The sequence below is a fragment of the Cutibacterium modestum genome (assembly GCF_008326345.1).
Classification (GTDB): Bacteria; Actinomycetota; Actinomycetes; order Propionibacteriales; family Propionibacteriaceae; genus Cutibacterium; species Cutibacterium modestum.
In genome coordinates this window covers 646,468-665,552 of record NZ_BJEN01000001.1, presented here as the reverse complement: position 1 = coordinate 665,552, position 19,085 = coordinate 646,468, and the positions used below count along the sequence as shown (strand labels likewise).

General features: G+C 56.6%; 11 protein-coding genes and 3 pseudogenes. 9 read left to right on the top strand and 5 right to left on the bottom strand.

The window, feature by feature from the left end:
• The first annotated feature begins 39 nt into the window (after nucleotides 1-39).
• The 9 genes and pseudogenes from F1563_RS03305 to F1563_RS14030 all read left to right on the top strand — a co-directional run bounded on the left by F1563_RS03305 (nucleotide 40) and on the right by F1563_RS14030 (nucleotide 10,636).
• The gene (locus F1563_RS03305; RefSeq protein WP_002546546.1) at nucleotides 40-1,443 is read left to right on the top strand and encodes an HtaA domain-containing protein; all 1,404 of its coding nucleotides are present in this window, start codon (nucleotides 40-42) and stop codon (nucleotides 1,441-1,443) included.
• Between the two features lie 381 nt (nucleotides 1,444-1,824).
• Nucleotides 1,825-2,667, top strand: a complete 843-nt coding sequence (locus F1563_RS03300; RefSeq protein ID WP_002527616.1) for a heme/hemin ABC transporter substrate-binding protein — start codon at nucleotides 1,825-1,827, stop codon at nucleotides 2,665-2,667.
• Nucleotides 2,664-3,722: a FecCD family ABC transporter permease gene (locus F1563_RS03295; RefSeq protein WP_002527615.1), complete on the top strand. Its 1,059-nt coding sequence runs from the start codon at nucleotides 2,664-2,666 to the stop codon at nucleotides 3,720-3,722. Before F1563_RS03300 ends, F1563_RS03295 begins: the two co-directional genes overlap by 4 nt.
• Nucleotides 3,722-4,525 carry a heme ABC transporter ATP-binding protein gene (locus F1563_RS03290; RefSeq protein ID WP_002527614.1) on the top strand — a complete coding sequence of 268 codons (804 nt, stop codon included), beginning with the start codon at nucleotides 3,722-3,724 and terminating at the stop codon, nucleotides 4,523-4,525. The genes F1563_RS03295 and F1563_RS03290 overlap by 1 nt, the downstream gene beginning before the upstream one ends.
• Entirely contained in the window at nucleotides 4,504-6,234 is a 1,731-nt protein-coding gene (locus F1563_RS03285; RefSeq protein ID WP_007433682.1) for an ABC transporter ATP-binding protein/permease, read from the top strand. The genes F1563_RS03290 and F1563_RS03285 overlap by 22 nt, the downstream gene beginning before the upstream one ends.
• Nucleotides 6,231-7,901 (top strand): amino acid ABC transporter ATP-binding/permease protein, encoded by a 1,671-nt coding sequence (locus tag F1563_RS03280; protein WP_002513896.1) that lies wholly within the window; start codon nucleotides 6,231-6,233, stop codon nucleotides 7,899-7,901. Before F1563_RS03285 ends, F1563_RS03280 begins: the two co-directional genes overlap by 4 nt.
• A gap of 28 nt (nucleotides 7,902-7,929) precedes the next feature.
• Nucleotides 7,930-8,616 carry a dephospho-CoA kinase gene (coaE, locus tag F1563_RS03275; RefSeq protein ID WP_002513895.1) on the top strand — a complete coding sequence of 229 codons (687 nt, stop codon included), beginning with the start codon at nucleotides 7,930-7,932 and terminating at the stop codon, nucleotides 8,614-8,616.
• 539 nt (nucleotides 8,617-9,155) lie between these two features.
• Nucleotides 9,156-9,698: pseudogene (locus F1563_RS14725) on the top strand (HtaA domain-containing protein); the annotation flags it as partial.
• Between the two features lie 257 nt (nucleotides 9,699-9,955).
• Nucleotides 9,956-10,636: an HtaA domain-containing protein gene (locus F1563_RS14030; RefSeq protein ID WP_002546466.1), complete on the top strand. Its 681-nt coding sequence runs from the start codon at nucleotides 9,956-9,958 to the stop codon at nucleotides 10,634-10,636.
• A 451-nt stretch (nucleotides 10,637-11,087) separates the two neighbouring features.
• Here the strand turns inward: F1563_RS14030 and F1563_RS03265 are convergent, their stop codons facing one another.
• The 5 genes and pseudogenes from F1563_RS03265 to F1563_RS03240 form a co-directional block, all read right to left on the bottom strand.
• Nucleotides 11,088-12,020 carry a magnesium chelatase ATPase subunit I gene (locus F1563_RS03265; RefSeq protein WP_007433685.1) on the bottom strand — a complete coding sequence of 311 codons (933 nt, stop codon included), beginning with the start codon at nucleotides 12,018-12,020 and terminating at the stop codon, nucleotides 11,088-11,090.
• A 57-nt stretch (nucleotides 12,021-12,077) separates the two neighbouring features.
• A pseudogene (locus tag F1563_RS03260) lies at nucleotides 12,078-13,872 on the bottom strand (VWA domain-containing protein).
• Nucleotides 13,872-14,285, bottom strand: coding sequence for a hypothetical protein (locus F1563_RS03255; RefSeq protein ID WP_002513891.1), 414 nt, complete (start codon nucleotides 14,283-14,285; stop codon nucleotides 13,872-13,874). Before F1563_RS03255 ends, F1563_RS03260 begins: the two are co-directional and overlap by 1 nt.
• Before the next feature lie 155 nt (nucleotides 14,286-14,440).
• Nucleotides 14,441-18,278: pseudogene (locus tag F1563_RS03250) on the bottom strand (cobaltochelatase subunit CobN).
• Nucleotides 18,275-19,084, bottom strand: coding sequence for an ABC transporter ATP-binding protein (locus F1563_RS03240; protein WP_002527604.1), 810 nt, complete (start codon nucleotides 19,082-19,084; stop codon nucleotides 18,275-18,277). Before F1563_RS03240 ends, F1563_RS03250 begins: the two are co-directional and overlap by 4 nt.
• Nucleotide 19,085: the final 1 nt, after the last annotated feature.

Below are 19,085 nucleotides of genomic sequence, written 5' to 3'. Positions count from 1 at the left end.
CCCAAGGTGGGCCGTATTCACAACCGAAGGGGACGTCTCATGACCACATCGGCCATGCGCAAAATCGTCGCCAGTGTACTCGGGGCCATCTTGGCCCTTACCGGAGTGTTGATCACTCCGGCGGCATGGGCAGCTGGTCCGACGGTAACCGTGATACCAGTAGGTCGGGAGGGAGGTGATATCACCATCAGTGGGAAGGGATTCTCGACTACCGGCTTCGGTGTCTACGTTGCTGTGGCACCGGCCTCGGTGACCGAGTTCTATGGCAATTCGGACAAGTTCTACGGCTATGACCCGAGCAAGGACACGACGGAGTCCCCATCGACAATCTGGGTCTATATCCCGAGTCAAAAAGCTATTGGCTCCCGGTTCGCTCAAGGTAGGCCGATGAATAACGATGGGTCTTTTACCATCACGATGAAAGCCCCTCCCTTTGAACAAGGCAACGATTTCGTCGTCCTCACCATGAAGGCTCATGGAGTTGGTAAGACAGATCACTCTGACGATACCCGTACTCCGGTGACCTATCGGGAAGCTACACCGGCTCCTACAGGGCCGGAGACCCCAATTGCCCCGTCGAAGCAGCCAAGTAAGCATGCTGCCCCGTCGAAGCAGGCTAAGCCCAGTAAGCAGGCCGGCCCGAACAAGCAGAGCACGACAACGCAGAAGAAGACGGCAGAACACAGGTCCCAGGCTCCGGCCGCCCATCGCACCATGACCAAACAGGTCTGCACAATCGGCGCGTCCAAGATGACCTCGGGTTCGCTGACCTGGGGTATCCGAACATCCTTCACCAGTTACCTGCGTGGTCCTATTGCCAATGGCTCGTGGAAGCTTTCGGGCGGCGCCAACTGGAACGGTTCGGCCTTCACTTTCCCTCTCACCGGCGGCTCATTCGATCCCGCTACCAAGTCTGGATCTCTTAAGTACTCCGGCTCGGTTCACATGACTGGCCATCACGGCATCCTGGACATGACGCTGGCTGAGCCTTCCCTACAGATCAAGGGCTCGACTGGTCACCTCTATTTTGACGTCAAGTCCTCTTCGATGGATGGAAAGAAAACCAACTATGGTCGGGTTGATTTTGCCACTTTCGGGGTATCGGTCTCCGGTAACACCGCCATTAAAGGTTCGCCGATCAGGCTGACCGCGACTGGTGCCAAGGCTTTTGCCGGTTTTTACAGGGCCGGTGAGCCGATGAACCCGTTGTCGACGAACCTCACCTTGTCAGCGGAGAAGGTCTGCCACAACGTCAATGTTGACGCTGTCACCGGAAAGGTCATCGGTGACGACTCCGGTAAGGGGGCGGGACGGGGACTGCCCGTTACCGGTGCTGAGGGCCCATCCAGTGACGAAATCGATCTCGGCATCGTCGGAGGGCTCGCCCTCACCGTCGTGGTCTCGACGGTGATCGTCTGCCGTCGTTACGCTGCCCGGATCTGATCCGTTCGTCGAACGCCGTCATTTCGCACGCAGACAAAGTGCCGGAGGGATGGGGGCACTCGTCCCCATCCCTGCCACATTCCCGAAAACGAGTTTCGAAAGTTGAGAACCATGATCCGGATGTACCGTCGAGTTGCCGGAGTCGGCCTGGCTCTGACCATGTTGGTGGCCGGCTGTGGTCATTCCTCCTCGACCTCCCAAGGTCCCGCCACATCCTCCACGCCGGTACCGTCCGTCGCGACATCGTCGACGAGGGCGGCATCAGCCACTTCACAGGCAGCGCCGGATTTGCCTGACCCGCACACCCTTCGCGGTCTCACGGAAGTGCCAGAAGTACCTGATCCGAAACCAGTCGAGGGGTCGTCTGCCCAAAAACTTCCAGTGACCGTCACTGACGTCGAGGGGAACAAGGTGACGATCAAAAGCACCTCGAGAATTCTCGCTCTTGACCTCTACGGTACCTTGTCACGCACCCTCATTGGACTTGGATTGGGCGACAAGATCGTCGGGCGCACTGTTTCCTCCACTGAAAAGCAGTTGCATGACCGCCCCGTGGTGACAGAAAACGGACACGTTCTTAACGTCGAGGCCGTCGCAGGTCTGAAACCGTCGGTCATCATCGCCGACCGCAGCGTGGGCCCGAAGGAGGCCCTCGATCAGCTCCGTAAATCCGGGATTCCGGTGGTGCTCGTAGATCCTCACCGCAGTGTCGGCTCCACTCCTCAGCTTACTCGCACTATTGCCAATGCCGTCGGAAAGCCTGATGCCGGCGAAGCCCTGGTGAAACGTACCCAAGAGCAGATCAACCAGGCCAAAAAGCAGATAGCAGCATGGAAACCTGCCAAGCCGATGCGAGTCGCTTTCCTCTACGTTCGCGGAAATGCTGGCGTTTTCTTCATTCTTGGTTCTGAGAACGGGGCCAGCGAGCTCATCCAGGGGGTGGGTGCCGATGACGTCGCCTCCGACAAAGGTATAAAGACCCTCGTACCTGCCAATGCCGAATCCCTGGTCTCCATCAACCCGGATGCGATCTTCGTCATGAGGGATGGGCTTGCTTCCACCGGGGGGATGAAGGGACTGCTGGCCAGAGCTGGCGTCGCTAACACCACCGCAGGGCGCAAGCAACGGGTTATTTCCATTCCTGATGGGATCTCGTTGTCTTTCGGGCCCCAAACCGGGGAGGTCTTGACCGCTGTGGCCAAGGCTTTGTACGGAGTCAAATGAGCACCCTGTCACAGCCGGTTGTCCAGCGTTCTGGGATTGAGCGACGGACTCAGGTTCGCGTTATCTCCACTATTTGCCTCGTCATCATCGTGTGTGGTTTAGTGCTGTTGTCAGCGATGGTTGGTCAGTACCGCGTCAAGGCCGCCGACGTCATCAAAATCGTTTTCGGAGGGTCGGCCACCGACGCCATGGCCGAGTCGGTGCTGTGGCAGATCCGCTTTCCGCGCATTGTTCTTGGCCTGTTGGTGGGGGCTAGTCTTGCTGTGGCCGGAGCCGTCATGCAGGCGCTGTTTTCCAATCCGCTCGCTGAACCCGGTGTCATTGGCGTGTCATCGGGGGCGGCTGTGGGGGCATCGATCATGATTGTGGTCGCCCCCAATTTTTTGTCCGGGTTCGGGGTGCCGACAGCGGCATTTGTGTCCGGGCTGCTTGCGGCCAGTTCGGTCTACATTATGGCGCGGTCCGGACGACGAGCTGAGTCGACGACCCTGGTTCTGACTGGTATCGCGGTGACGGCTGTGTGTTCGGCTATCACCTCAATATCCACTTATGTTGCGCCGACTACCGCCCGGGATCAAATTGTCTTCTGGCAGATGGGCTCCCTGAGCGGGACAACCTGGAGTCACGTGGCAACGGTCGGGACGGTAGCCAGCGTCGGAATTGTCTGGGCCATCCTTATCGCTGGCAAGCTCGACACTCTGGCCTTGGGTGAGAGGGCTGCAGGGCACTTGGGAGTCAACGTCAATCGGTTACGGTTGTCATCGATAGCTTTGACAGCACTGCTTACTTCGGCGGCGGTGGCTTATGCCGGAGTTATCACATTTGTGGGGCTCATAGTGCCGCATGTTTTGAGGCTGCTCATCGGGCCAGCCAACAAATGGCTCATCCCGTCTGCCTTGTTGGGAGGTTGCCTGTTGGTCACACTGTCCGACATCGCTGCCCGAACTGTGGTGCCCTACGCCGATCTACCCATTGGCATCTTTACTGCCATCGTTGGCGGCCCTACTTTCTTCATATTGTTGAGACGAGGCATGGGTGGTGAGAAAACCCTGTGATGATCCGTGCGCGGGACGTGATCTTTTGTTACGGGGAGCGAAGGATCCTCGACGGGATCAACCTCGACGTCCAAGCAGGTGAATTCGTCGGTTTGCTGGGGCCAAATGGCGCGGGTAAATCCACCCTACTGAGCGTGCTCTGTGGTGACCTTGAGGGTTGGCAGGGAACGGTTGAACTCGACGGAGCGCCTCTTCAAAAGCTCTCTCGTCCCCAGCTGGCGCTGCGTCGCTCAGTGATGCCCCAGTTCAGCGAGTTCCCCTTCTCCTATCTCGTTCACGACATTGTCATGATGGGACGATCCCCACATCCACGCGGCCCTGACGACGCCGTTATCGTCGATAGGGCGATGGAACGTACCGAGGTCACTGACCTTGTCGATCGAGAGGTGACGCGTCTGTCAGGTGGCGAACGCGCCCGGGTGACGTTGGCCAGGGTGCTCGCCCAGCAGGCACCCTGTGTTTTCCTTGATGAGCCGACTGCTGCCCTCGATATCTGTCATCAGGAACGCACTATGGCGATCTGTCACGAATTGGCCGATGCGGGGTGCGCGGTCGTTGCCGTCATGCACGACGTGGCGTTGGCGGCAGCGTGCTGCGACCGGATCGCTTTGTTGTCCGGAGGAAAAATACTGGCCGTGGGGCCAGCTGAGGAGGTGCTCACCGAGGATAATCTCACCACGGTGTATCGATGGCCCATCGAGGTCGTCACCTTGCCGGGAGGGGAGCTCGTCATCCTGCCGAGACGCGCCCGAACCGCCAGCCACGATGAGCGAAGGAAGCCATGTCGGGTTCAGTATCGGTGATGTCGCCACAGTCGGGTTCGCGAGCCCGACGTGTGGCTGCCGTTCATATTGTGGAGGTCGTCGCTACTTGCCTTTTCCTCGTCGCAGTAGGCCAAATTATCGGTGGTCGTTTCGAGGATTTCGCCCCGGCTCTTGGCTGGTGCTGGGCGATGGGCATCGGTGGGGTGGTGGCTGCTGTTGCGGCTGGGGCTGCGGTGTCGATGTCGGGCCGTCATGCCCGTGCTGAGGAGGCAGCTCTGCACCCCAAAGTTCTCGATGTTCTTTACCGTCGATCTCTCACTGGCCCGCCTGCCGCAGACGAGGGGGAACGAGTCATTACTTTAGCTACCGATAATGCTGAGCGGGTCAGTGAGTATCGTCAAGTTTTTCTCCCTGACATCCTTGCGGCCCTGGCCACTCCGGTGTTGGTGTGTCTGGTTATCCTCGTCGGTTTGGACTGGCTCACCGGCCTGGTCGTGTTACTAGCCTGCCCCCTCATTCCGACGCTGATTGGTGGATTCGTCAAGCTGTTTCGCAAGCGATCGTCAGATTCTCATCGTGAGCGTGCCCGTCTTACTGCTCACTACTTGGATGCTCTGTCAAATCTCGTCCTCATCCGAATGCTGGGTGCGGGACGGCGAGTGGAGGACGATCTGCGTCGACGAGGTGAGACTAACCGCAGGACCATCATGAAGCTATTGGCTGGCAATCAGATCGTCATTGTTGTCGTTGATGGTCTGTTCTCCCTGCTCTTCATCGCTATGGCTGCGGGTTTGGCCATGACGAGGTGGCAGGGTGACGATATTTCGGCGACTTCGGCGATTACCATCGTGCTGCTGTCGGTGCTGCTGCTGGAACCGCTGCACCAGGTCGCTGCTTTCTTCTACATCGGCATGGGGGGTATCGCCTCCCAGAAGGCGCTGAGGAAGTGGTTCGACGCGGCTCCGTCAGCGCTAATGACTTCGGATTCCGCATCCTCGATGCCGACATCGCAGCGGTCAGCTCATGTCCCTGTGTCAGAGGACGGAACTATTCGGCTGCGTAACGTCAGCGTCGGATACGGTGAAACCGAGGTCCTGCACGGGGTCAGCCTCGATATTACCCACGGTGGTCGTACCGCCATCATTGGCCGTTCTGGGGCTGGCAAGTCGACGTTGCTTTCTGTCCTTAGCGGGACTCTGCCTCCTAAGAGCGGGGAGGTCTATGTCGGTGGTTTCGACGCCTTAACAGCTGCACCGGGGGCAGTCAGGAGTATTAGTGCTTCAGTGAACCAGCGTACCTGGCTCTTTGCGGGCACTGTGGCAGACAACCTTGCGATCGCGAACCCGAACGCCACACGTGAGCAGATGCGGGATGCATTACGACGAGCTGGCGTGGCCGACGAAGTTGAGGCGATGCCGAAGGGTCTGGACTCCGATGTGGGGGAGCAAGGAAGATTGATGTCGGGCGGGCAGGCTCAACGGATCTCGTTAGCCAGGGCTTTCCTGTCAGGACGTAACATCCTGCTGCTTGATGAGCCGACGTCTCACGTCGATGCTGATTCCGAGCGCCGCATTATCGACGCTATCTCGCAGATTGGTGACAGCACCACCGTCGTGATGGTGACTCATCGTCGCCGGTTGTTGAGACTGGCCCACGACGTCCAGCGGGTCAGCGCAGGCACGCTCTCACCGGCTGACGATGTCGATTCCATCGAGGATGACCGAACTGAGACGGAGGACTGGGCATGACTGAACCATCGACCCGCCAAGTCGTGAGGTGGCTCACCAATATCACCCGTCCAGTGCATCCACCGCTGTACTTTTCAACCCTCATGAGGGTTGTTCACCTGCTAGCCGACATCGGCCTGTTCTCGATGGCCGCCGGGGGAATGGTCGCTGTTGTTACCGCTGGCTGGTCGGCGTGGGCGTGGTTGGGATGGGTTGTCGGGCTGGCAGCTGTACAGGCCCTTGCCTACTATCTGGAGCAGTTCAGCGGGCACTATGTGGCTTTCAAAGCTCTGGAGATATTGCGCACCTACGCTTTCTCCCAGCTGTGGCCCAAGGCTCCGGCAGTTGTTTCGCACTCGCGTACTGGCGATGTGTTGGCCAGTCTTACTCGCGATGTCGATCGCATCGAGGTGGTCTATGCTCACACCTTCGCTCCCGTGGTGGCAGCTATCGTGGCCCCGCTTGTCGCTGTGGTTACGGGGGGAGTCCTATACGGATGGTTTGTGGTAGCCATTCCAGCCGTTATCCTCGTCGTCCTCATCGTGGCCCTGCTGGCCATCGGGACACATGCCAGTCTGGACGCCATCCACGAGATGCTTGGGGTGAGACGCGAACTGGCTGCTCACATCACCGACTCGGTCTTCGGTGCCGCGGAGATCGTCGGGTATGGCCGTCAGTCCGACCGGACTATGCAGATGGCTCGTCTCGATGCGGACATTGCTGCTGGGTCCGCCAAAGCCCGCCGTTATGCCGCCATGCGTCGGGCCTCCTGTGTGGCCGCCACGATGGGGATCGTCGCTTGGGTGTCTGTTGTGGGTGTGAGTGGTGGTGTGGATGGTGTTGGGGTGTGTGTTTTGGTGGTTGCGGGTTTAAGGGTTGTTGAGGGGTTGCGGGGTGTGGAGGATGCTGTCGGGTATCTTGATCATTCGTTGGCAGCTGCGAGGCGTCTGTGGTGTCTGAGTTATTCACCGGTGGAAGTTGTTGATGGGCCGGAGGAATTGTGTTTGGATCATGCTCCGGCGCTGGGGTGGCGGGGTGTGAGTTTTTGTTATCGTGACGCGGATGGTGTGCCGTTGCCTGCGGTGCTTGAGGATGTCACTTTGGGTGTTCCGGCTGGGGGTCATGTCGTTGTGACGGGGGCGTCGGGTTCGGGTAAGACGACGTTGGTGAATTTGTTGTTGCGTCATCATGATCCGGATGTTGGGCAGGTTCTGGTGGATGGTGATCCGGTGTCGTCGTTCACTCTTGATTCGTTGCGCAGATCCATCGGGGTGGTTTCGCAGCGGGTGGAGTTGTTGAATGCTTCTATTGCTGACAATTTGAGGTTGGTGGCTCCTGATGCTGGTGATGGTGAGTTGTGGCGTGTTCTTGGTGAGGTTGGTTTGGCTGGTGAGGTGCGTGGTATGGAGGCTGGGTTGCGTACCGTTGTTGGGCCGGCTGGTACGAGGCTTTCGGGGGGTCAGGCTCAGCGGTTAACAGTGGCCAGGGTGATTCTGCAGCGGCCGAGGGTCCTTATTCTTGATGAGTTTACTGCGTCTGTAGATCCTGATTTGGCAGTTGAGATTCGTGTGAATTTGGCGCGGTGTTTGCCTGGGGTCACTGTGGTGGAGATTAGTCATGAATGCGATTGTGGTGGTGAGACTGTTGTGGTGGACCGTGGCAGGGTTGTGAAGCATCTGCGTCGATAATTAGCAGGGTGCCCGGGGGAGACGGGATGTGAGGCGCACGGTGGTAAGTGATGAGACGACGGCGCGGGATGTTGCGCGAGCTGGTTGGGTCGCCGGGACCGGTGGTGTTGTTCGGGTGGGTCTGACTGGTGGTATTGCCAGTGGTAAGTCGACGGTGTCGCAGATGCTGGGTGAGCGTGGAGCTGTCATTATCGATTATGACCGGCTCTCCCGGGATGTCGTTGCGGTGGGGACGCAGGGGCTTGCTCGGGTCGTTGAGGCCTTTGGGTGTGAGGTTCTTGTTGCTGATGGTTCTCTTAATCGATCGGCTCTGGGGTCGATCGTGTTTGCTGATTTGCAGGCGCGTCGCCGTCTTGAAGCCATTATTCATCCGCTGGTAGAAGAAGCTGCCCACCGGGTCGACGAGGAAGCCCGGGCCGCCGATGGACTCGTGGTCGTTGTCCATGACATCCCGCTGCTCGTCGAAACTGGGCGTGCCGACGAGTTCGATGTCGTGATGGTGGCCGACGTCGATCCGGCTGAGCAGGTACGTCGGGTTGTCGAGAGGGATGGGTGCAGTCAGGCCGATGCGTGGGCGAGGATTCGTGCTCAGGCTTCTCGTAAGGAGCGTCTGGCGGTTGCCGATGTCATTATCGATACCAGCGTTCCGCTGGAGGATCTGCCCGAGCAGATCGATCGGGTGTGGTCACGGATTGTGGGAGCTCTCCGCCCTTGATCGGCGATGAGGAAGAAACGTGACTGTTCTTCGTCAGGCGGTTTTACTGGCGCTGTGTGGTAGCGAAGGTGAATAAAGGGCATCCATATTTCCACGAACATGTGTGATAACTGCCGCATGAGAACAAGAGCCCCAGGATATGGGAGATGGAAAATATTTGCATGCACTAACGTTCATCAATCGATCTATTTTGATGCAAAAATATCTCCTATGAGTACCTGGGAAGAGTATGCGATCCAGGGGATACTTCTTTGCTTAACGCCTTGGTTGAGGGGAAATGGTCAGTGGTTCAGGGGGGTCGATGTGATGAATATATGCCATGTTATAGTTACGCCATCAGCTGATGCTGAGCGCTTGTCCCCTTGGGGAAGCCGGTGAGTATTTCGGCGCTGTCCCGCAACCGTGACCTGGATGTGTTAATTCATCTGGAAGCCGGAACACCAGGAGGATGAGTGGAAAGGAACATCCGTCGTGGGTTGCGGAGGATCCTTGGGGAATATAGGTTTCCCGCCTCCGCTCCTCAGAAGGGAGTAGACGCGATGGTGAGTATTGTTAGCCGTGCTACTCGTATAGTTCGGCTTGCGGCTGTGGCTGCGGTGGCTGCCAGTGTAGGCATGAGTACCGGGCCAGCTTGGGCTGATCAACCTGATGCAGACCAGAGTCAACGGCAGGTTGCATCGGGTGCAATGCACTGGACCATAAATTCTCATTTTTTGAATGCTCTAAAAATGATGATGCATGGATCATGGTCCACGAGTAGCGGCGCAAGTTGGAATGGCAAAACATTTTCATTCCCGGCGAGCAAAGGTAGCTTGAGTTCCACTGCGCAGAGGGCAGATGTGAAGTACTCCGGTACTGTTCATTTTACCGGTGTTGGCGGAAGAATGGATCTTACTCTCGCTGACCCTGAGATTGTCGTTAACAATGGCGATGATCATGTGATTATGTCTGTGAAGTCCAAGACTATGGTCGGGCAGTTGGTTGACTATGGCCGTATAACTTTCGTTGATATGACCGGCTCTATTACGCAGGGTCAAAACGATGCAGCTCAGGTTGTGGGGACCAATGTCAAGCTGAATAGCCAAGCCGTCGATGCATTCGCTGGCTTCTATCAAGCTGGAAAGCCCATGGATGACATCGATTCGTCCTTAAAGCTTGGGTCTCAATCCTCTCGCCCGGAGCCGACGGTGGCTCCTAAGCCGAGTGTTAAACCAAAGCCGACGGTGGCTCCCAAACCTGACCAAAACACAATTATGGCGCCACAGTCGGATGCTGCGACGGGAGCTGCTGCTGGTGAGGCTCCGTCCACGGGTGCCCACAAGATTATCCGCAAGCAGGTGTGCACGGTCGTCCCTGGGGCGTCGAGGGCTACGTCACCTACATCTATACCAGCCAAGGTTGGCAAGGGCAGCATGAACTGGGGGGTTTCGACCTCATTCGTCAATGCTCTCAAGGGCCCGATGCAAGGCAAGTGGACGATGTCGGGGGAGCCTCCGCTGATGGGACTCGGTTCAACTTCCCGTTCAGTGGGGGTAGCTACGATAGGGCCACGAAGACGGGAAACCTTAATTTTTCTGGCGGTGTTCACTTTACGGGGGTGCATGGACTCCTTGATCTATCGCTGAGTGATCCGTCCCTTTCTTTGAAGAATGGGAAGGGCGTCATGAAGCTTACCTTGAATGCTGGAGGAATGGCACTCTTTAAAGGCAGGGTTGACTTTGCGAATGTTTCCGTTGTTCCATCCGGGTCTGGTTTTACTGCGACGTCTGTTGTTTTGACTGGGAACGGCGTACAGGTGTGGAATGGTTTCTATAAGAAGGGCCATTCGATGGACAACTTCTCTGTTTCGTTGGGGGATAAATCGGATTCCGCGTCCGCGGCGAAGCAAAATTCTGCTTCCCTGGTGAAAAAGAGCTCTGCGTCTCCGACGAAGCGGGAATGTCACGATGTTCTGGTCGATGCTAAGACAGGTCAGATCATATCCGGTAGCAATGGGTCACTGCCTAATACTGGTGTGTGATGATTATTTGTTGATCAGCATGTGCTGACGACAGTGATAGGTGGGGGTCATTTGGCCCCCACCTATGTGTTACTGCGTATGTGGTTGGTGCCGCGAGTAGTTCTGGTAGCTGACGGCGTTTTCGGCTCGCAGTGTCACATGTGACTAGGATTGAGCATTGACCAGGTCACATGCCGTGGCCGCCTCGGCAGGAATCGTGACTGCCGTATAGACCTCCAGTCGCAGCAGGATCACTGAGTGTTCGGCTGTGATCGCGTTGGGCTCCACTCCATTAGCCCGTAGGGCATTGTTGAGGGGGCTATCACGTATGCTGGAAAAGCCAGGCAAGACCGATATCGTTAGGGACCCAAGCCCCGACCCACCAGACCCCCAAATAACCGGAGCCTCCCATGCCGTCTAGTTGTATCTCCGAGGTCTTTGTGTTCGATGGGGTCCTGTTGCTTGATCTTGTCTATCCGCGTGGAGCCCGCGCGACGCTCGACGCATATTGTAACCGATGATTGAGGACCAGGGGGGCGACTTTTTCGAGATCGGCCTGAATAATTCGGTCTCGTCCCGCCCACGCTGCTAAGGCTCTTGCGGCGTGAATGATGGTGATGTCGCCTCGATGGCCGTCGATGTTGGAATCCAGACAGATCTGTACCGCTGTGGAAAGAATATCTTTTGGAATCTCGACGGATTGGACTAGGGTCATGGAATTTTCGATGCGTTCGGCTAATCGTCTGCTATGCGAGGACCATTCTGTAATAAATCCATCAGGATCATCTTCGAATGATAGTCGACGTTGTACGATCTCCATCCGTACCTCGGGATCGGTCTCTCCCTGGACCGTAACGCACAGTCCGAACCGATCCAGCAATTGTGGACGTAGCTGGCCTTCTTCGGGATTCATCGTTCCTACCAAGCTGAAACGGGATGGATGGATCACGCTCATGCCTTCCCGCTCAACGGTATTCACTCCCATAGCTGCAGAATCCAGCAAGATGTCGACGATGTGATCGTCAAGAAGATTGACTTCATCGATGTACAGTATTCCTCGGTGTGCCGACGCTAGCAGGCCAGGCTGGAACCTTTGCTGCCCTCGGACTAAGGCTGTTTCTACGTCAAGTGTCCCGGCAACCCTGTCTTCGGTGACCCCAACCGGTAGCTCCACTACTGGAACTTGCCGAAGCTGTAGATTCTTGGAGCTTGGAACCCCTAAAGAATCTCCGTAGATACGTTGCTCATCAGCACTTAGATGATAAACGTCGTCAACCTGAGAAATGGTAGGCATTATTTGCGCCATTCCTCTGACGGCTGTTGATTTTGCTGTTCCCTTGTCTCCCTGGATGAGTACTCCTGATAAGCGGGGGTATATAGTGCACAGGATAAGGCTAAGCTTCATCTCCTCCTGGCCAACGATCGCCGCGAAGGGATAGATAGGTTTTTCATGTCAATCTCTCTAAGAATAAGGAAGGGCTCGACTCGTGGATCGAATGAAAGGGGTGAAAACTCCGGATTGCAGATCGTCGATGGTCATGCGAGGCGCATGAAGAATTCCTGACAGCGCTTCGCAGTCCCTTTGATGAACTCGGTTGACGGAGGTATCTACGATGATCCACGAGGTTCTTGTGTCGTCGGACAAGGTTTGTGCGACATCGAATGCCTGATTGGTAGCAGTTCGGTCCACCCGACCGTCAAGTCCAACGTTACCGCCACCATCGGTCACCACGATGGCGACGGGGCGAAGGGTAGAATCCCGTCGCAACTCTGTCTCGATGAGTCTTCCAGCGCATGAGAGCCCTGATGCTAGCGGCGTCTGTCCGCCGACTGCCATCGTCGTCAGAAGCCGCTGTGCACGCTCGATACTTGATGTCGCAGGCACGATCACTCGAGCGTCATTGCCAGAGAACGTGATCACGGCGACACGATCACGTTTTACGTAGGCATCTTGGAGCAGGCCGATAACTGCTGCCTTGCTGGCTGCCATTCGGCCCCGGGCACCCATGGATCCACTTGCGTCGACGATGAATACGACGAGAGTCGACGTCCGACTCTCGCGCACCTTGCGTCTCCAGTCAGAGCGTTTGACGACTACGGACAACCCATCACGTCCCTCTCCTGATGCACGCCGCGCTCTTTGGTGGGGGGACAGCTGCTCGTAGGGTAGCCGGCAGTGACAGATCGACCGGTTGCGTAGCCGGTTGCGAGCTGATCACATGGCCCCGAAGATCTGCTGATCGGGTGACCATTCGGCGTCCCCGGGCCCGACGTTGAGTTCGGTCATGTGCTGCGGGGGTGGATGTGAGTACGTTAAAGGTTTCCTCAGGGGCGATGACCCTCGGGGGAGCTGCTGTGCTGTCGTCGTGTCCTTTTTCATCCAGTTGCTCGTTTCCGTCGTGCGGCGATGAGGGGCCACTGTGGGAGTGAGCATTATTGAGATCCGGTGAGGGAGCTTGAGACGAAGACGGGTCTCGCCGACGGTGCCTCAAGACAAGTTCGGCTACTGCAGTGACGTCTTCGACGAAGACATTATTGTCCCCCCGCCACGCCGCGTAAGCGGTCGCCGATCGAGCCAAACCAAGATCGGCGCGCTGTCCGGGAGCATGCGCTAGTGTCAAGAGCTCCGTGAATTTGTTTCGTGCAGCGTCGGTCCATTCCAGATCAGGAAGTTTGTCTCGAGCAGCACAAATACGGTTCACGACCGCATTGGTGGCATCTGTGCATGTAGCGATGAAGGAGTCTGGGTCATCGTCGAACGTAAGGCGATGATTGACAATGCGCTCCCGGTCCTTTGGGTCACGACAGGGAACAGTCACCGCACACAGACCAAAGCGGTCGAGGAGCTGGGGATGGATGTTGTCCGTCCCTACGGCCATTGTCGCTATGAGGGGTAGGTCTTCGGGCCGACTGATCAGGGCAGCTGTTACGGCGTCATCAAAGAGGTTAACATCGTCGGCGCACAGGGTCTGGGCTTCGGTGAGGAGGCCGACATGATCACGGTGTCGTCCGCTGGTTAATGCAGCCTCGAGATCCATACTGCCGATCAACCGGTCCACGGTAGTGCCTGCCGTGACGTCACGCACGGCGATCCCTGGAACGAGGTCAGCGAAGGACCTCGCACAGGTTGATTTGGCCGTGCCGAAAGGGCCTGTGATGAGGACCCCACCGATCGTTGGATCGATGGCTAGCAGCGTGAGGGCCAATCTGGGTTCAGACTGGCCCACGATCGCTACAAAGGGGAAATGACGAGGCATCAAGCGGAGGCAGCCTGCCTGATGGTCATTCCGTAACGATTCTTGAAGTATTTCGCTAGACGCTTTTCGGCATCGCTCGTTGAGTCTTGGGCTGGTTTCCAAAATCCCATCTGTTTTACTTGGGGGGTGATGTCGTTATGGTGGAAATCTTTGATCTTGGTCATTTTGTGCGTGGTTAAGGAGAATGTGTAGTCAAAGGCTTGACCCATAGCGGAGACCCACTTGTGCCAAGAAAGCGTTTGCGCTTTCTCATTGAACATGTACCAATCCTTCATTGGTTTCTTGGTCTTGGGATCGACAGTCTGGAAAGTTACCTGCTGCTTGCTCTTGTCTACGGTGATAGCTAGTCCTGCTCCCTTGATGACCTTGGTCTTTACATCGAGATCTTTGGATACGTTTCCACTCGGTGTCATGGTGGCATCCGGGGCTGCGCTGGGAGTAACACGAGACGATCCTTGAGAGCTCTGTGAACAGCTCGTGAGGAGAAGCTCAAGCGCGCAGGTAACTGCTAAGTATGGAAGTGTTTTTGTCATCAGTATTCCTTTCTCGGTTTTATGAGACTGCCTCTTCATGGGTAGTCGATTTCTTGCGTTCCAGCTTCCAAACTGGAATCAAGGTCGAAAGTGAGGTCGTGAAGCTTGTCCAGGTGCTCGGCGCTAGCGTTCCACAGTGACCTGTCGTGTGCTTCGACCATGCGTTGGGCCATGCTGGCAAGGGAATGCGGATTTAACTTCGATAGCCGTTGCACCATCTCGGGATCATCGATGTAGGTGTCGCAGACCTCGTCGAACATCCAATCGTCGATCTGGTCTGTCGTAGCAGCAAGACCGACGAGATTGGTGACTCGTTTCTCGATTTCAGTGACTCCACGATGCCCGTGGGCAAGCATGGCTTCCATCCAGTCCTTGTTGAGGAGGCGGGTACGCAGCCCCTTGGCAGCTGCCCTTCCAACGGAAGTCGTGTACACCTCATCTTGGGTGGTATCGGTCACAAGGATCGGGATTGATTTACCCTTGGCGGCGCGAACTGAATTACCCAGTCCCCCTAAGTATTCGAAATAGTGGTCGAGATCGGTGATCTCGTACTCGTTGGACGATCGAGTCTGCGATACGAGGTCGACATCTTTGAGCCGGGAGTCATAGAGGCCGTCTGCATGGGTGCCGTGATCATAACGGGTGTAGACGTGTCCTGAAGCAGCGGTGAAGGCCGTGGCAAGGTCTTCGGGACTTTGCCACTGTCCAGAATCGACGATGTCGGTCAGCCCCGAACCGTATTGGCCCGGAGGTGGCCCGAAGATTCGCGCGTGTGCCAGAGCTTCGATTCGCTCTTCGGGTTCGCCGGATTGACGCATGGCTTGTGCCCGTTGACGCGTTCGGGCAGCGAGGGGATTGATGTCAGCTGGTTCGTCCAGGGCCGCCACCGCATTAAGAATGTCGTCTAACTCATCGATAAGATTGCTGAAGAGGTCGCGAAAAAACCCGCAGATCGTTACGACGACATCCACCCTTGGGCGTTCAAGTTTATTGCTTGGAATGATTTCCCAGTGCGGAGAGTTCGGACGTCGTGGTGTCAAAGACCGCACTCCTAAGAGGCTCAGGATTTGGGCATAAGTTTCACCTTGAGTACGGGTGGTCTCCAATCCCCACAGCACGACGGCGATCGTGGTGGGATCAGCGCCGTCGTGGCTGGCGCGGTAGGCAGAACAAACGTGGTTGGCGATGTCACGGCCTCGTCGCACTGCGATGGGGGTGGGTACTCGCCGTAAGTCGAACTGGTACAGCGAATGCCCCGACGGCAAGACTTCTGGATCGCGTATGGGATCGCCACCTAAGCGTGCATCAACGTGACATCCTTCGAGGGCGCGGAATAAACCTTCCATCTCGTCATTGTGTTGTAGTCGCGTGTACAGATTTCGTGCCCAAGACGCCAGGTGCTCTATTCCCTGCGTGAGTGCCTCGTCTTCGGGGTTTCTGGGTTCCGCAGATTCTTCGGGTAAAGACGTTTCGTCGGGTGAGTCTGAAACCTCTCCCAGCACCTTGTCGACGACCTTGGCTTGCTCGCTGGGGGAGAGTGCGGGGGCTAGTTCACCGTCAAATGAACCGTGCTCGGCCATTCCGCGCACCATGAGTCGAGCCTCCTGCGGGGTATAGGCCTGTCCCCAGACGTGTAGACCCATGGGGACAAGCGAACGCTTGGTCCGCGCTAGCTCTACCTCGAGTTCGTCGAGATCGGTCGGAAGATGTAGGGCTGTGGCGCGTCTGTGCACCTGTTCCAGCAACTCGGCGCTGGTTTGGGGCATGAGGGTGACACTGCGTCGGTATTCGGAGATGAGATCGTCTAGTTCTGCCAACTCACCGTCGAGTCTTGTGGGTTGCATCACGGGAGGTTGATAACTCACGAGAATCGCGTGTGCGCGACGACGCGCAATCAGCCCCTCTGCAGCGTTTCCACAGTAATAGATATACACGTGGGGATATCACCGATGAGCATGTCGGGGAAGCATTCCGCGCTGACCGCGTTCTCTTTACCTTGGAGGAATTCCAAGGTGCCGTGTGTTCCGACATGGATGATGACGTCTGGTTTCCAGACTTGGCTCAGCCATGTGTAGAAACCGGCGTACTGCGGGTGTGGGGGACGAGTGGTGTCGTGGGCGTCAGCGGTAGCCATCTTGACTGAGCCACGACCTGGTTGGATACCGACCAAGACGTTCCCGTAGTCGACTGCGGGGATGATGAAATCGCCCTCAGGAGTCGTCATAGGGCAGTCGCTCTGGCTTGGGTGTGTTTCATCCATACTTTGCCACGCACGAGGGTGCGGCAGATCTTGTTCGGCATCGGCGCGTAGGTAAGTTTTCGGCCGTACAGTCTGCGAATATTCAGGGGAGTTTACGGCTTGGACCAATAGGTCATTGAGAAGTTGTTGCCCGCTAGGGGTCTTGGTCTGATAGCCACGGTGCGACAGTTCGCGCATGATTGCCGCCATAGATTCGCTGACGTCTAGAAAGGCTCCGTTGAGGAGGTTCCCCTCTCCTGCAGGGTAATCGTAGCCAATGAGCGCGACTCGTTTCTGAGGAGCCGGAGTTGTCGATAATCTCAATTGGCCGCGAACTCGTCGTGCAAATCTTTCAATTTGCTCTGGGATTGGTACGAGTACCGATGTGACGACTCCCGTGATCGTGTTTTGAGCTGGCTCAGTCATCGCTGCTATCGGTATCTCGGCCAGACAACCGTCCATTTCGGGCAGCATGAGCATGACCATGGCTTCGCTCTGACCGAGGCCGTGTCGTGACTCGTTCCATTGTTTCTGGGTGTATCGGGAGAGCATAAGGGGATGCATGATCGGGGCATTGATCGATTTGAGCATGGCTGTGCTGGAATCAACATCACCCCCCATCGGCCCCCCGCCAATGCGGAAGCCCTGCATGCTGATAATAAGTTTTGGTGCGGCTTCGCTCAGAAGTGTGCGCAGAGCCTCTAAGGATTCGCCACCGACGGCCACGATGCTGATGGGTACAACCCAGCAGTCCTTACGTAACGAATCCATCAAGGCGCGTACGACATCGTTACTGTCGTAGGGATATGTGAGGCCGCTGTAAAGAAGGACGACAGTGGGTCTTCCGTGTGGGGCGTCACATTCCTGGCGGTATTTTTCGACGGTGGGGAAGTGTCTACTAGGCCACGGTGCACCGACGCTCGCAGGGGCTGGAGCCTCGGGTGGTGTGGGCACAACGACCTCTGGGTGACCGCCGTCGAAATGAAGCAGATGGCGAAGGAAAAAATCTGCTTGCGGTTCTCGCATCGAGTGGAAGGCTTTACCCAGCGCGGAAAATCTCTTCGCGTCGGCCATAAATTTTGATGTGGTTCGCATCCCTTTCACTGTGGCACGTACGCGATTTATCCCAGAGATGCCACCTTCAGTGTCTGTGGATGCCCCCATTTCTGTGATGATAGGAACCATTTTTCTGGCGCTATTCAGTATGCCCTTAATACTCTTACTCTTTTGGGCTCCCGTGTTTCCGAGCATCGTCTTCATGTCTGGCGGCATGTGTTTGGTGTCAGCGTGGCTGCCAGTTTTTTCTATGGCATTGCGGGCTGTCGTCATGGAGAACGAGCCTAATCTCACCTTGTCGATAAACTCGGCTCCCCAAGAAAGGACTGCCCCATCAAAGTTGTCCAAAGTTAATCGCGTAGCCCGAATCCACTGGGGGTCACCACCCATGGCGTCAAGGACGAGGATATCGCTGTCGTGAATAGCTCTTGTCAGTGCCTCAAGTTCTTCTGGAGTGGGTCTCGTGGTAGAGTTAAAAAATGCAGTTCGAGAAGATCGTGGCTTGGATCAATGGTCTTGGCTGCTTCGGAAACGTGTTTCACGAGATCGGGGAACACAGTCAAGAACGTGATTTTCATCGTGCTTCCTTCAAGGGGCGACGTGGTTGGATGACTGGGAGCTTGCCTTGGGGATCCGTCGTAATCCACGCTTCGATGTCGAAGTTCTCTTCGATGGGCCTGGCGGATAGCGCGTCAGGTGGCCCTTCGAGCGTTAGCTGGCCATTTTTGAGAATGGCGCATCTGTCGCAATAGCGGACGGCTTGAGTGAGGTCATGCATGACGGCTATGACGGTGATTCCCCGTTCTTGGTTCAGCGATCGAACAAGATCGAGGACTCGCAGTTGATGGGTGACATCCAGATAGGTTGTGGGCTCATCGAGGATAAGGACAGTGGGTTCCTGTGCCAGGGCCGCCGCCAGCCACACCTTCTGTCGCTCTCCGCCTGAGAGAGTGGTGACGCGTCGATCGGCGAAGCACGTGACATCGGCCAGCTCCATTGCTTGTTCCACATGGTTGTCGGCGCTGGTGTCCCTTATCTGCCACCACGGTGTGTGGGCATATCTCCCGTAGCCAACGAGGTGACGTACGGTGAGGTCAGAGGGAGCGGTCGCGCTCTGCCAGACGATCGCAATATGACGCGCGATACAGGATGCGGACATCGTGGATAGATCCGTTCCATCGAATTTGACGCTCCCCGACTCGGGGGAGAGGGCTCCGCATAACGTGCGTACCAGGGTGGTCTTCCCAGAACCGTTGGGGCCAAGTATGGCGTGCATAACTCCCGCCTGGAATGATACGGAGACATCATTGAGAATCTTGTGATTGCCCAAGGTGACGTTCAAGTGGGAGCCGGAAAGTATAGGTGTTTCCATGATATTTCCCATC